Origin of the sequence: Candidatus Planktophila sp. (assembly GCF_040402315.1) — a bacterium.
GTDB lineage: Bacteria > Actinomycetota > Actinomycetes > Nanopelagicales > Nanopelagicaceae > Planktophila.
The window spans coordinates 7,631-18,980 of record NZ_JBBAMU010000020.1; the positions used below are offsets into that span (position 1 = coordinate 7,631).

Annotated in this window: 11 protein-coding genes and 1 tRNA gene; 10 read left to right on the forward strand and 2 right to left on the reverse strand. The window is 49.0% G+C overall.

Annotated elements, in window-relative coordinates; translation table 11 throughout:
- The first annotated feature begins 142 nt into the window (after window positions 1-142).
- Genes leuA through AC9UEP_RS04365 form a run of 3 tightly spaced genes read left to right on the forward strand, consistent with a single transcriptional unit; the run spans window position 143 to window position 3,340 of the window.
- Window positions 143-1,858 (forward strand): 2-isopropylmalate synthase, encoded by a 1,716-nt coding sequence (gene leuA / locus AC9UEP_RS04355; protein ID WP_509544312.1) that lies wholly within the window; start codon window positions 143-145, stop codon window positions 1,856-1,858.
- 14 nt (window positions 1,859-1,872) lie between these two features.
- Window positions 1,873-2,619 (forward strand): DNA repair protein RecO, encoded by a 747-nt coding sequence (gene recO, locus AC9UEP_RS04360; protein WP_509544314.1) that lies wholly within the window; start codon window positions 1,873-1,875, stop codon window positions 2,617-2,619.
- A 10-nt stretch (window positions 2,620-2,629) separates the two neighbouring features.
- Window positions 2,630-3,340, forward strand: a complete 711-nt coding sequence (locus tag AC9UEP_RS04365) for an isoprenyl transferase (protein WP_509544315.1) — start codon at window positions 2,630-2,632, stop codon at window positions 3,338-3,340.
- Here AC9UEP_RS04365 and AC9UEP_RS04370 read toward each other — a convergent pair.
- Both AC9UEP_RS04370 and AC9UEP_RS04375 read right to left on the reverse strand, forming a co-directional pair.
- Window positions 3,337-3,702: a Fur family transcriptional regulator gene (locus AC9UEP_RS04370; protein ID WP_095693390.1), complete on the reverse strand. Its 366-nt coding sequence runs from the start codon at window positions 3,700-3,702 to the stop codon at window positions 3,337-3,339. The two genes, AC9UEP_RS04365 and AC9UEP_RS04370, sit on opposite strands and share 4 nt — an antisense overlap.
- Window positions 3,703-4,452, reverse strand: a complete 750-nt coding sequence (locus AC9UEP_RS04375; protein ID WP_509544316.1) for a ZIP family metal transporter — start codon at window positions 4,450-4,452, stop codon at window positions 3,703-3,705. It lies immediately after the preceding gene.
- Between the two features lie 65 nt (window positions 4,453-4,517).
- Between AC9UEP_RS04375 and AC9UEP_RS04380 the strand changes: the two genes are divergently transcribed.
- From AC9UEP_RS04380 to AC9UEP_RS04410, 7 genes are all read left to right on the forward strand, one after another.
- A complete protein-coding gene (locus AC9UEP_RS04380) occupies window positions 4,518-4,787 on the forward strand; it encodes an antibiotic biosynthesis monooxygenase family protein (RefSeq protein WP_509544317.1) in 270 nt (89 codons plus the stop codon).
- A 63-nt stretch (window positions 4,788-4,850) separates the two neighbouring features.
- Entirely contained in the window at window positions 4,851-6,230 is a 1,380-nt protein-coding gene (locus AC9UEP_RS04385; RefSeq protein ID WP_509544318.1) for a glycine--tRNA ligase, read from the forward strand.
- Window positions 6,200-7,366 carry a tRNA dihydrouridine synthase DusB gene (gene dusB / locus AC9UEP_RS04390; RefSeq protein WP_509544320.1) on the forward strand — a complete coding sequence of 389 codons (1,167 nt, stop codon included), beginning with the start codon at window positions 6,200-6,202 and terminating at the stop codon, window positions 7,364-7,366. Before AC9UEP_RS04385 ends, dusB begins: the two co-directional genes overlap by 31 nt.
- Window positions 7,366-8,025, forward strand: coding sequence for a YdcF family protein (locus tag AC9UEP_RS04395; protein WP_509544322.1), 660 nt, complete (start codon window positions 7,366-7,368; stop codon window positions 8,023-8,025). The genes dusB and AC9UEP_RS04395 overlap by 1 nt, the downstream gene beginning before the upstream one ends.
- Window positions 8,009-9,253 carry a deoxyguanosinetriphosphate triphosphohydrolase gene (locus AC9UEP_RS04400; protein WP_509544323.1) on the forward strand — a complete coding sequence of 415 codons (1,245 nt, stop codon included), beginning with the start codon at window positions 8,009-8,011 and terminating at the stop codon, window positions 9,251-9,253. The genes AC9UEP_RS04395 and AC9UEP_RS04400 overlap by 17 nt, the downstream gene beginning before the upstream one ends.
- A 9-nt stretch (window positions 9,254-9,262) precedes the next feature.
- The gene (gene dnaG / locus AC9UEP_RS04405) at window positions 9,263-11,098 is read left to right on the forward strand and encodes a DNA primase (RefSeq protein ID WP_509544325.1); all 1,836 of its coding nucleotides are present in this window, start codon (window positions 9,263-9,265) and stop codon (window positions 11,096-11,098) included.
- Window positions 11,099-11,148: 50 nt separating this feature from the next.
- Window positions 11,149-11,223: transfer RNA gene (locus tag AC9UEP_RS04410), tRNA-Asn, on the forward strand.
- The last annotated feature ends 127 nt before the right edge of the window (window positions 11,224-11,350 follow it).

An 11,350-nucleotide genomic window follows, 5' to 3' on the forward strand; every position in this document is an offset into this window, starting at 1 on the left:
GCGTTATGCTCTACCCACTATGAAGCTCCGCGGACTCCTCCTTATCCGCCGTAGCGAGGCCTAAAGACCGGTCTCCTCGCTGCGGAGTTTGGTGTTGCCGGTAAACCTTTTCCGACTACCAAACACATAGGAGTTAAGTGAAATGAATTTTCCAAAGCAGAAGCCTTCCAAGATGCCAGTGCATCGTTATGCACCCTTTATTCCAGTTGAATTAGCAGATCGCACCTGGCCAAGTAAGCAGATGACGGTGGCACCTAAGTGGTGCTCAGTGGATCTTCGAGATGGCAACCAAGCCCTGATCGACCCGATGGACACACCTCGCAAGCTTGCCATGTTCAAATTACTTGTCGCCATGGGCTATAAAGAGATTGAAGTTGGTTTTCCATCAGCTTCTCAGACAGATTTCGATTTCGTGCGCAAAATTATTGATGAAGGCTTGATTCCAGATGATGTCATCATTCAGGTGCTTACCCAAGCTCGCGAACCACTTATTCGTCGCACCTATGAATCAATTGCTGGTGCTAAGCAAGCGATTGTGCACTTATATAACTCGACCTCAACCTTGCAACGCCGGGTTGTATTTGGTCTTGATAAAGATGGCATCAAGAAGATTGCAACCGATGGCGCTCAGCTCTGCCTTGAACTAATGGCCACAGTTCTAGAGACCAAGGTCTCCTTTGAATATTCACCTGAGTCCTATACCGGCACCGAACTCGAATTCGCCGTTGAGGTGTGTAATGCAGTTAACGATGTTTGGAAGCCAACTCCGCAGTGGAAGACAATTATGAACTTGCCAGCTACCGTGGAAATGACAACACCGAATGTCTATGCTGATTCCATCGAGTGGATGTGCAGAAACTTAAATAATCGCGATAGCGTCATTGTCTCCCTCCATCCACATAATGATCGTGGCACCGGAGTTGCCGCTGCTGAACTTGGATATTTAGCTGGAGCAGATCGAATCGAAGGAACGCTCTTTGGTAATGGTGAGCGCACCGGAAATGTTTGCCTTGTTACTCTTGGCATGAACTTGGTTTCACATGGAATTGATGCACATATTGATTTCAGTGATATCGATGAGATCCGTCGCACGGTGGAATACGGCAATCAATTGCGTGTGCCAGAGCGCCATCCCTATGGTGGAGACCTAGTTTTTACCGCTTTCTCTGGTTCCCACCAAGATGCAATTAAGAAGGGCTTTGAGCATCTAGAACGCGATGCAAAGGCTGCTGGCAAAGAAGTCGATGATTACACCTGGGCTGTGCCGTATTTGCCGATTGATCCAAAAGATGTGGGTCGTTCCTATGAAGCAGTAATTCGGGTGAACTCTCAATCAGGTAAGGGTGGAGTTGCCTACTTGATGAAGAGTGAACATCACCTAGATTTGCCACGTCGCCACCAAATTGAATTCTCCAGAATTGTTCAGGCAAAGACTGATACTGAGGGTGGGGAAATTACGGTAGAGCAGTTGTGGCATATCTTCGAAGATGAATATCTGCCAACAGATTCAGCGCCGTGGGGCCGCTTCAGATTAAAGGGAATGTCACAAAACTCAGTCATGGGTGAAGATGTTCAACTGACAATCAAGATTACAGATCGCGGTGAACCGGTAGAACTAGCTGGAACTGGAAACGGTCCGATTGCTGCCTTCTGTCACATCATGCAAAATCATGGTGTTGATGTGAGAGTGCTTGATTTCCACGAGCACGCGCTCTCATCCGGTGGCGATGCAACTGCTGCGGCATATCTTGAGTGTGAAATTGGCGGCCAGGTCTTCTGGGGAGTCGGAATCGACCCTAATACAACGACTGCTTCACTCAAAGCCGTCGTGTCTGCAATCAATCGCGCTATTCGCTAACTACCGTACGCAGTATGCCGGCGCCGCTTTCCAAGCTCTATCGCGATGAGGCAATTATTTTGCGCACGCAAAAGCTGGGTGAAGCAGATCGCATCATTACCTTGCTGACCAAAGAGCATGGCCGCGTGCGTGGTGTGGCAAAAGGTGTGCGCCGAACTATGTCTAAATTCGGAGCCCGTTTAGAGCCAGGCAGCCATGTAGATATCCAGATGCATGCCGGCAAGACCTTTGACACCATCACTCAAGTTGAAGCGATTATGAATTACGGGGAAGCGCTCACCAACGATTATCAGCGTTGGACAATTGCCCACGCCATTCTTGAAACTGCCGAACGTTTTACCCAGCAAGAAGAAGAGCCAGCCCCGCAAGAATTTCACTTAGTGGTTGGTGGCATGAAGGCACTTGCTGATAATCGATACGATTCATCGCTAATCCTCGACGCATTTCTTCTGCGCTCACTTTCTATTGGTGGTTATGAACCATCGATGACTTCATGTTCTCGTTGTGAAAAGCCAGGACCACATCGTTATTTCTCATTAGTGGGTGGTGGATCAGTTTGTATGGATTGCCGGCCATCAGCATCGGCTACCGCATCAGCCGAAGCGCTCGAACTGATGCAAGCGCTATTGCGTGGTGATTGGGATGTGGCGGAAAAAAGTGAAGCTCGCTATCGCCGAGAGGCTAGTGGTTTGGTTACCGCCTACCTACAATGGCACCTGGAACGTGGACTGCGAAGTTTGCCGATGGTTGAGAGGGCTTGATTAGATAGACATGTCTAAGAAGATTGATATTCCCCAACACATCGCAATCGTGATGGATGGAAATGGGCGCTGGGCAAAAGAGCGCGGATTACCTCGCACCGCCGGACATCAAGCTGGTGAAAAAGTCCTCTTTGATTTAGTAGAAGCTGCAATTGGTTTTGGTGTGAAAGAGATCAGCGCCTATGCATTTTCAACCGAAAATTGGAAGCGCAGCCCGGAAGAAGTGAAGTTCTTGATGGGCTATAGCCGCGAGATGCTTCGTACTCGCCGCGATTGCCTGAATGAAATGGGAGTCAAGATTCAATGGCTCGGTCGCCCGCAGCGGCTATGGAAATCAGTGATTTCCGAGCTGGAAGAGGCGCAGGAGTTAACAAGTAAGAATAAGAAATTGACACTTAATATGTGCGTAAATTACGGCGGGCGCGCTGAGATTGTTGATGCTGCAACTGAGCTGGCACGCGATGTGAAGCGTGGAAAAGTAAAAGCTGATTCCATCAATGAAAAGACGTTAGAGAAGTATCTATATTCACCCAAGATGCGCGATGTCGATATGTTCCTGCGCTCATCGGGAGAACAGCGCACTAGCAACTTCTTACCGTGGCAATCAACTTATGCTGAGCTTGTTTTTATGGATGTCTTGTGGCCAGATATGACGCCAGCGTTATTGTGGAAAGCGATTGAGATTTATTCGGGGCGCGAACGCAGATTTGGTAGCGCTTAGCACTTAGCGCAGAGACCAAAGATTTCTGCAGTGTGGCCCACTTCGCGAAAACCATGTTCCTCTGCCATTACTTTTGCCCACTTCTCAATTGCGCCGCCTTCAATTTCAACAGTATCGCCACATGACTTGCAGACTAAATGATGATGATGTGCCTCTCCACAGAGGCGGTAGATTGCCTCACCATCATCACGCCTAAGCACGTCGACAATCTTGTCGTTGACCAAACTCTGCAGCGAGCGATAGACGGTGGTTAGACCGATTCGCTCACCTTCACGTTGCATGAGTCGGTAGACCTCTTGCGCACTAGCAAAACCGCCAGCTCGTTCAAGCGTGCTTAAAACTCTTGGATTTGATCGAGACATTTATTCCATACCGTGGAGGTAGCCGACTAGCGCCCACATGATTCCAACGCCTACTAGGGTCGCAAGAATTGTGTAGCGAGACTTATGCCGAGAGTGTGCTTCCGGCAAGATATGTGAGGTTGCAAGGTAGATAACAATTCCGGCAAATACTGCGAGATAAATTCCGACGAAGTTGTCATTGATTGCAAGAGATGCGCCAAGTGCGGCGCCGCTGATTCGAGCGATGGCATCTACGCCAAGAAGCCAGATACCCTTCTTGCCCCATGAACCGCTCTTGATAAGAAATGACACGGTATTCAGACCATCACTAAAGGCGTGAACTAGGAGCGCGATAAAGACTGCGATTCCAAGATTGTTACTTACCTTGAAGGCAACACCGAGAGCTAGCCCATCTAGAAATACGTGGCCTCCCATCGCAACGGCGCCAAAGGCGCCGGCAATATTGGAAGAGTGGATATGGTCATGGCCGTAATCTGATTCAGCTGGTTCGTGGGAACCAAAGATTTGCTCGTAGAAGTGAAGCAGTAAGAATCCGCCAATGAGTGCAACGGAGGTTACTGGTGCATGAAGTACCTCTTGGGTATTGAGTTCAAAAATCTCTGGCAGCAGATCAAAAGCTACAAGGCCAAGCAGTAGCCCTGCTGATAACCCAAGCACGAGATGAAGGCGGTCCTTAGATTTAATCGCTAAGTAGCCACCTGTTGTCGTGGCGATTGCAGTCAGTGCCGCCAGGGTGATCGCGATATTCATAGTTGGAAAGTACCACAAATGAAAATGATTTTCATTCCCGTTCCCCACCACTCTAGGCTCAGACCATGATTGCAATCGCCAGATTTGAGCTCCCCTTGGCCGAAGGAGAGAAATTCCGCGCAGAACTTGAGGCTGTGTGCGATGTCTTAGCGCAGGCAACTGGCTTTATTTCAGGTGTGGTTGGGCAGAATCTAGATGAGCCAACGCTCTGGGTGCTCACAACTGAGTGGCAGAACGTTGGCTCTTATCGCCGGGCGCTGAGTTCCACCCGCGCAAAGTTAGAAGCGATTCCTGTTCTTGCCAGAGCGATCGATGAGCCCGGAGCCTACGAGTAAACTAATTACACGATTCCAACGACCGTTGTAATTCGCCGACAGCCAGCCGGATGGAGATTTGAAATGGCGGTAGACCGTTTAGAAAATATTGTTTCACTCTCAAAGCGTCGTGGATTTGTATTCCCTTCCTCTGAAATTTATGGTGGCCTTCGAGCTTCTTGGGATTACGGCCCACTCGGAGTTGAAGTCAAGAACAACGTCAAGCGCCAGTGGTGGAAGTCGATGGTCATGGGCCGCGAAGATGTGGTCGGTCTTGATTCTTCAGTAATCCTGGCACGTGAAGTGTGGGAAGCCTCCGGACACGTTGCAACATTTAGCGATCCGCTCACAGAGTGCACCGCCTGCCATAAGCGTTATCGGGCAGATCATTTAGAAGAGCAGTATGAGGCCAAGCATAAGAAGAAGCTGGAATCCCTTGCAGATATGAACTGTCCGGCCTGCGGCAATAAAGGACAATTTACAACACCTAAACAATTCTCTGGCTTACTTAAGACTTTTCTCGGCCCGGTAGAAGATGAGACAGGTCTTGCCTATTTGCGACCTGAGACAGCCCAAGGAATCTTTATTAACTTTGATAACGTGATGACCACATCGCGCAAGAAGCCACCTTTTGGTATTGGCCAGATTGGTAAATCATTTCGTAATGAAATTACTCCCGGCAATTTCATCTTCCGTACTCGTGAATTCGAGCAGATGGAGATGGAATTCTTCGTAGTTCCTGGTACCGATGAAGAGTGGCATAAGTACTGGATTGAAACTCGCCTTAATTGGTACACAGATCTAGGAATTAATCCAGAACGGCTACGCCTGTTCGAGCATCCAAAAGAGAAGCTCTCTCATTACTCAAAGGGCACAACCGATATCGAGTACAAATTTGAATTTAACGGAACTGAATGGGGCGAGCTCGAAGGAATCGCAAACCGAACCGATTTCGACCTCAAAGCGCACTCTGCTGCATCTGGAAAAGATTTGTCTTACTTTGATCAAGAGAAGAATGAGCGCTGGACACCATATGTGATTGAGCCTGCTGCGGGTGTTGATCGCTGCGCACTGACATTTATGATGGATGCTTTTACTGAAGATGAAGCACCGAATGCAAAAGGTGAGATGGAGAAGCGGGCGGTGATGAAATTTGATCATCGCATTGCTCCCGTAAAAGCTGCGGTACTGCCGCTTTCTCGTAACGCTGATTTGTCACCTAAAGCACGTGATTTAGCGACAGAGCTACGTAAGAACTGGAATATTGATTTCGATGATTCTGGTGCTATCGGCCGCCGCTATCGTCGCCAAGATGAAATCGGTACTCCGTACTGCATCACCATTGACTTCGAAACTTTGGAAGATCAAGCGGTCACAATTCGCGATCGCGACACCATGGGGCAAGAACGAATTGCACTCGATCAAGTTCAAGCATGGTTAGCTCCACGTCTACTCGGCTGCTAGCGCCGCTGCAACTCCCTCTTAAAGATGGAGTTCATTTAATAGATCCGCCAGTAGTTCTGGCACCGATGGCCGGAATTACCAATGCCCCATTTCGCATGCTCTGCCGCGAACAAGGTGCAGGTTTATTTGTCTCGGAGATGGTGACTGCGCGCGCGCTACTAGAGCGCATCCCGGAAACGCTGCGCATGATTGAACCAGGTGCGGGCGAATGGCCACGTTCGGTCCAGCTCTATAGCGTTGACCCACACCATATGGCCGAAGCGGTCAAGATGATTGGGCGCGAGAATCTAGCTGATCATATTGATATGAACTTTGGTTGCCCGGTTCCAAAAGTTACTCGCAAGGGCGGGGGAGCCGCACTTCCCTTTAAGCGCAATCTTTTCCGTGAAATTGTGAAAGCTGCGGTAGAAAACGCCAAGCCTTATGGAATTCCAGTCACCGTCAAGATGCGTATTGGTATTGATTCAGATCACCACACATATTTGGAGGCAGCAAAGTCAGCTGCTGACTTAGGTGTTGCTTGGGTGGCGTTGCATGCGCGCACCGCCCAGCAAATGTATGAAGGAAAATCTGATTGGTCTGCCATCGCCCAACTTGTTGAACACTTAAAACCAACCGGGGTTCCGGTATTAGGTAATGGCGATATCTGGTCTGGGGCCGATGGCATCGAGATGGTGCGCCAAAGTGGATGTGCGGGAGTTGTTGTGGGCCGGGGTTGCCTAGGTCGCCCGTGGCTCTTTGCGGATTTAGTTGCCGCATTTAACGGTGAAAGTAGCCGGGTATTGCCAACGCTGCATGAGGTGAGCGAAGTGATGTTTCGCCATGGTGAACTCATGGTTGAATACTTTGAATCTGAAGATCGTGGTTGTCGCGACCTACGTAAACATATGGCCTGGTATCTCAAGGGCTTTAGTGTTCCATCTGAACTTCGCCGTCAATTTGGAATGGTCGCTTCCTTAAACGAACTTCGCTCACTATTGAATCAATTAGATGATCAGCCCTATCCGGTTGAAATCGGTGATAAGCCACGAGGTCGCACAAGTAGCGGTCGCCCGCCAACGCTGCCCGATGGCTGGCTTAATGATCCTGATGAAATGATTCAGCTCGATGCTGAAGATATGTTCTCGGGTGGTTAATGTTTAAGTTATTCAGGCGAGTTATTTCCTTGGTGCTGGCTGTGGTTCTCATTATTCCTACCTACGCACTCTTTGTTACTTGGAACTCTGCTAAGAACCCAACCTTTCGTTCTACGGCAGAAGTCATTGTTGTGCCGGGGGCGGCGCAGCTGGATGGCGTACCAGGTGAGGTATTACTTGCACGCCTGATCGAAGCAAAGCGAATCAAAGATGCTGGATATGCACCGCTGATTATTACTGTCGGAGCTGGTGCCCCCGGAGATCGCACAACTGAAGCCGCTGCCGGAAAATATTGGTTGACCCAAAACGGAGTAGCGAAAAATAAAGTTATTTCAATTCCAGTAGGGCGAGATACTTTTTCCCAGACCCAGGCATATATCAAAGAGATGAAGAGTCGAAAGTTATATAACGTCATCATTGCAACTGATGCTTATCACTGCCAGCGCACCATCACGATGGCAAAAGACTTAGGAGCAACTGCAACTTGTTCACCTGCCAGCACCGGACCCAATACCCTTGCGAAATCACGGTATCGATATTTGATTAGAGAAGCTGGTGCCTATCTGGCGTACATCACGCTAGGCAGACGAGGCATTCATATCAGCGATCACCTGACTAACAGCAAACTTGTAAGGTATGTGAATGACCCAGTTGCCTAAGGCATATAGCGCTGCCGATCAAGAGCGATTTCTTGATGAACCGGCAAAGCGTGCTGGTCGCACTGAATTCATGCGCGATCGCGCCCGTGTTATTCACTCTGCCGCCCTTCGCCGGCTAGCTGCTAAAACTCAGGTCGCAGTTCCTTGGGAGAATGATTTTCAACGCACTCGTTTATCTCACTCACTGGAGTGCGCCCAGATTGGTCGCGAACTAGGAGAATCACTTGGCGCAGATCCAGATCTACTTGAGACTGCATGTTTGTCACACGATATGGGACACCCACCTTTTGGTCACAATGGGGAAGAAGCGCTAGCTGAAGCGGCGCAGCCATGTGGCGGCTTTGAAGGAAATGCTCAGAGTTTTAGGTTACTCACGCGCATTGAAGCAAAGACTGTTTCACTTGACGGCAAAAGTCTCGGACTTAATCTGACTCGAGCATCACTTGATGCCGCAACGAAATATCCGTGGACGAGAGCGGAGAATCCACGCAAGTTTGGTGTGTATGGCGATGACACGGAAATCTTCACCTGGATGCGAGCAGGTGCACCCGATGAGCGCAAATGTATTGAAGCTCAGATCATGGATTGGTCTGATGATTGCGCATACTCCGTGCATGATTTAGAAGATGCCATCTTTGCTGGCCAAGTTCAGGTGAAGAATTTTGATAACGATTTCGATACTTTATACAAAGAGATGACAGTGAACTATGGCAGTGATGCAACTAAGGTCGAGGCCGCAGCTGCCCTTACCCGTTTGCAATCACTGACTTGCTGGCCAACTCACTTTGATCGCACACATCGCGCCCTTGCTCGCTTAAAAGATACGACTTCACAGCTGATTGGCCGCTTTGTGCTGGCTGCCGAACTTGAAACTCGCAAAGTTCACGGCGATGGTCCACTGACTCGCTATAGCGCCAATCTTGAAATTCCACGCGAAGCAAAAGTCGAGGTTGATTTCCTGAAGGCTGTTGCTGGGCATTACCTGATTAGCGCTGCGGCATCGCAAGAGCGCTATGCAAAACAACAAGTAGTCATTCATGATTTGGTGCAGATGCTCTTTGATGCAGCCCCCAGCGAACTGGACCCAATCTTTGAAGACGATTGGAAGCAGGCCACAAATGATTCAGAGCGTTTACGTATTGTCATTGACCAAATTGCTAGCCTGACCGACCCCGGCGCATATGCCTTACACGCCCATCTCTCGCAAGCTCCCGCAAAGCGTAGATAAGGTAGGAACATGAGCGGGCGGATTAAGGCTGATGACATCGTCTATGTGCGCGAGCATGCACATATCGACGAGGTTGTTTCAGCAGCTGGTGTTGCACTTAAAAATGCGGGCGGGGGACAGAAGAAGGGGCTTTGCCCGTTTCATGATGAAAAATCTCCTTCCTTTCACGTCACACCTTCTAAGAATTACTATCACTGCTTTGGTTGCGGTGTTGGCGGGGATGTCATCGATTTTATGATGAAGACAGAGCATTTAAGTTTTACCGAAACAATTGAGCGACTTGCCTCTCAAATTGGTTACACCCTGCGCTATGAAGAAGGTGGGCCAGCACAACCGATTTCCCAGCGTTCACGTTTGTATGCCGCACATTTAGCTGCCGCCAAGTTCTATCAAGATCTGGTTAATTCTTCCCCCGATGCCGCCCATGCCCGTGATCTGCTTACTAAACGCGGATTTGATAAAGCGGCATGTGATTTATTTGGAGTGGGATATGCACCCAATGGTTGGGATTTACTGACTAAGCATCTGCGCGCCGCCGGATACACCATTGAAGAGTTAGAAGAAGCGGGACTTTCTAAGATGGGTGAGCGCGGGCCGATCGATAAGTTTAGAAATCGCATCATGTGGCCGATTAAAGATATCTCCGGCGATATCGTCGGATTCGGAGCTCGTAAATTAGCTAGTGATGAAGAGGATCAAGGTCCTAAGTATTTAAATACCTCAGAAACTCCTATCTATAAGAAGTCACAAGTTCTCTATGGCCTTGATATGGCTAAGAAAGAAATTGCCAAGAGTCGTCAAGTAGTTGTCGTTGAAGGCTATACCGATGTGATGGCATGTCATTTGGCTGGAATAACAACTGCCGTTGCCACATGTGGCACAGCCTTCGGTGATGATCACATTCGCATTATTCGCAGGCTACTGATGGATGCCGATACTTTCCGCGGTGAAGTGATCTTCACCTTCGATGGCGACGCTGCTGGACAAAAAGCTGCCATGAAAGCTTTCGGTGATGATCAGAAGTTTGTCACTCAAACATTTGTGGCAGTAGAACCAGATGGCCTAGACCCCTGCGATCTGCGTCAACATAAAGGCGACCTCGCCTTGCGTGATTTGATTGCAAAGCGAGTTCCACTCTTTGAATTTGCCATTCGCACCGAACTTAAAAAACATGATCTCAATACCGCCGAAGGACGTGTTAATGCGCTCAACACCGCCGCCCCACTGGTTGCAGCGATTCGCGATAAATCACTACGCCCGGAATACATCAAATCTTTATCAGGCTGGCTTGGAATAGAGACCGAAGTTGTCACTGCCGCAGTGAACACGGCCCTGAAGAAAGTGAGCACAACTCAAGTTCAGAGTGAGGCACCGGCTGCCGATGCGCAGTGGCGACCTAATCCGACTGAGCCAACCTTGATGTTAGAGCGAGAAGTATTGAAAGCTAAGTTACAGATGTCAGGACTTGTCTTTGGCTGGAGCACAATTGAAGATGAGGCATTTACTCATCCGGCCTACCGGGAACTTCGCCGCATTATCGATTCATTTGGCACCGAACCGCTAGCCCTGGAAAAAGTTGACGATGATCGCATGAAGCAGCTATTTACTGAACTTTCGGTGGAACCAGTGCGCACAGATGGAGCAGTTTCAGAGAAGTATGTTTCAAGTATTGTCGCCAGATTACGTGAAGTACTTGTCAGTCGAAAGATTGCAGATTTGAAATCAAGTCTGCAGCGCCTTAATCCGGTTGAAAATCAGGAGCAGTACAACGCAGCATTTGCAGAGTTAGTGGCCCTGGAAACCCAGAAACGTGGGCTGCATGAACTCTCCATTAGTTCGCTCTAATGCAGGCATTTTGGCGCCGGCTTACCCCCTGCGGTAGAGTTGGACCTCATTCCCTGATAGCTCAACGGCAGAGCAGTCGACTGTTAATCGACAGGTTCTTGGTTCGAATCCAAGTCAGGGAGCCAGATATTCTCCTAAAAGGTATCCTCACGACATGAACTCATTGCAGAGTATTTCCCGAGGTGTAGTGAGTTCATGGGGTTCACAAAATCGAGCCTCTCGGCTTTTACGAATATTTCTCGGTGCCACCTT

Coding starts and splice junctions, on each gene's coding strand:
- leuA (WP_509544312.1), top strand. CDS start 143: ATGAATTTTCCAAAGCAGAAGCCTTCCAAGATGCCAGTGCATCGTTAT.
- AC9UEP_RS04395 (WP_509544322.1), top strand. CDS start 7,366: ATGTTTAAGTTATTCAGGCGAGTTATTTCCTTGGTGCTGGCTGTGGTT.
- dusB (WP_509544320.1), top strand. CDS start 6,200: ATGGTTAGCTCCACGTCTACTCGGCTGCTAGCGCCGCTGCAACTCCCT.
- AC9UEP_RS04365 (WP_509544315.1), top strand. CDS start 2,630: ATGTCTAAGAAGATTGATATTCCCCAACACATCGCAATCGTGATGGAT.
- recO (WP_509544314.1), top strand. CDS start 1,873: ATGCCGGCGCCGCTTTCCAAGCTCTATCGCGATGAGGCAATTATTTTG.
- AC9UEP_RS04380 (WP_509544317.1), top strand. CDS start 4,518: ATGATTGCAATCGCCAGATTTGAGCTCCCCTTGGCCGAAGGAGAGAAA.
- dnaG (WP_509544325.1), top strand. CDS start 9,263: ATGAGCGGGCGGATTAAGGCTGATGACATCGTCTATGTGCGCGAGCAT.
- AC9UEP_RS04400 (WP_509544323.1), top strand. CDS start 8,009: ATGACCCAGTTGCCTAAGGCATATAGCGCTGCCGATCAAGAGCGATTT.
- AC9UEP_RS04375 (WP_509544316.1), bottom strand. CDS start 4,452: ATGAATATCGCGATCACCCTGGCGGCACTGACTGCAATCGCCACGACA.
- AC9UEP_RS04385 (WP_509544318.1), top strand. CDS start 4,851: ATGGCGGTAGACCGTTTAGAAAATATTGTTTCACTCTCAAAGCGTCGT.
- AC9UEP_RS04370 (WP_095693390.1), bottom strand. CDS start 3,702: ATGTCTCGATCAAATCCAAGAGTTTTAAGCACGCTTGAACGAGCTGGC.